We start from the raw sequence: 1,671 nt of genomic DNA on the forward strand, positions 1-1,671 counted from the left end.
GGTCGGACTGACCGTATTAGAAAACCCTTGCGGAGGCGGTCTGGCGGGGGTCGTTCAGTTAAATCTGTTCGATCTAGTCAAGAGCCTATGAATCAAGAATCCCTTGCTACACCGCGCGAGCGGTTAGCGGGGGAGTGTCAACTCGACGGCATCTGTCAGGAGTCCACTCGCTTGAAACCCTACGCCCAAAATTTTCTGGCCGAACTATACGGGGTTTTACCGACGCAAGTGCGGATCGTCGGCAATATTATGCCCTATTCCACCACTAATCGCGCCTTAACCGATTCCGAGCGCCCTCTAGCCGGTTTCTGGCAATGGGTGGAAACAAACGGTCAGAAAGGGCATAACGGTGTAATGGCTTTAATCAATCTGCGGAATTTATTTAAGATCGTGGTTTCGGCCGATGATCGCTACGGACCAATTTTTAATCAGGGTTCGGCGGGAGTGATTCTTGAGGCATTACTACACAATGATTATCCCTTGGCCAGTAAGATACCAATTACTTTTATCGGTTATAGTGGCGGCGCTCAGGTTTCCTTGGGTGCAATTATCTATCTCAAAAAATTCTTGAAAGTACCGATCGAAATGATTTCTCTAGGGGGTGTTTTTAGCGGCAATGTCGGTTTTTTGCAGTTGGATCGGTTCTATCATTTAGTCGGTGAACGGGATACGGTAGAACCGATCGGCTGGACGATTTTTCCCGAACGCTGGCCGATCGCTTGGTTGTCCTACTGGAATCAAGCCCGTCGTCTCGGCATTATCAAGATTATCTTCCTGGGGCCGACCCATCATAACGGGGTTATGGGTTATATGGACGGTGAAAGAACCCTGGCCGATGGTCGCACCTGTCGCCAGCAAACCGTGGACACTGTGGCTAAATTAATCTCTTTTCCTTAGCTGCTCTCAAAGTTCCCCGGAAAGATTTAGACTGACTGATCATGACTATTTGCCACTGGTTCGGGGCTATCCTCGCCAATCCAGGCCCAATACTTCTCGATTAAGCCCAAAAGAGTTTAATCTCATAGATTCTGAAAGACCGCCAGTCGCAGTAGGAGACTCTTCTCCTACTGCCTGCAAACTTAAATGATCTCTCAATCTAGATCACTACCACTGGTGTAGCGACAGCAATGTTGTAACCACTCAGTTGAATGATCGCATCACTAGCGGCTTGGAAACCAGCCACTCCATTGTTGAGAGCGATAAAAGTACCACTTTGACCTGTCACTTTAAAGGCCGCCGCAGTGTTAGCAGCAAAGGCCGCATTAGTCAAGACCAACTGAATCGCCGCTTCGGTTAAAGAAGTAGCTGTGCCTTTCGATGCGGTCAAAGTGATGGCCGCAATAGACCCAGGGGCATTAATGCGATCAAGACTAGCACCTGTGCCACTGTAGCCTTGAATAACATCAAAGCCACTCAGCAGCGACTCACCCAGAGAATTGTAATTCAAAGTATCCAATCCCGTGCTTCCCGTCAGGCTATCCTTGCCAAGACCACCGGTAAGAGAATTAGCCAGACTATTGCCGACGATGTTGTCGTTGAGGCTACCACCAATAACATTTTCAAAGGCAGTGGCACTAGCTAGGGTGAGAGTGAGATTTCCGGCGGTGACGGTTTGGGCGGCGGTACTGCCGAGATTGAGGTTGATGGTTTTAGTTGTAGTCGCCGCAAAGT

General features: G+C 49.1%; 2 protein-coding genes. One reads left to right on the forward strand and one right to left on the reverse strand.

From position 1 onward, the window contains the following. Positions 1-87: 87 nt before the first annotated feature. Positions 88-897: a hypothetical protein gene (locus O9334_RS22720; RefSeq protein ID WP_190381901.1), complete on the forward strand. Its 810-nt coding sequence runs from the start codon at positions 88-90 to the stop codon at positions 895-897. Positions 898-1,096: 199 nt separating this feature from the next. Here the strand turns inward: O9334_RS22720 and O9334_RS22725 are convergent. Then, on the reverse strand, positions 1,097-1,671 hold a 575-nt coding region (locus O9334_RS22725; RefSeq protein WP_288002718.1), incomplete at its 5' end, for a bluetail domain-containing putative surface protein.

It is taken from the genome of Microcystis sp. LE19-8.1F, assembly GCF_027531715.1.
GTDB classification, from domain to species: Bacteria; Cyanobacteriota; Cyanobacteriia; order Cyanobacteriales; family Microcystaceae; genus Microcystis; species Microcystis wesenbergii_A.

Coding starts and splice junctions, on each gene's coding strand:
- O9334_RS22720 (WP_190381901.1), top strand. CDS start 88: ATGAATCAAGAATCCCTTGCTACACCGCGCGAGCGGTTAGCGGGGGAG.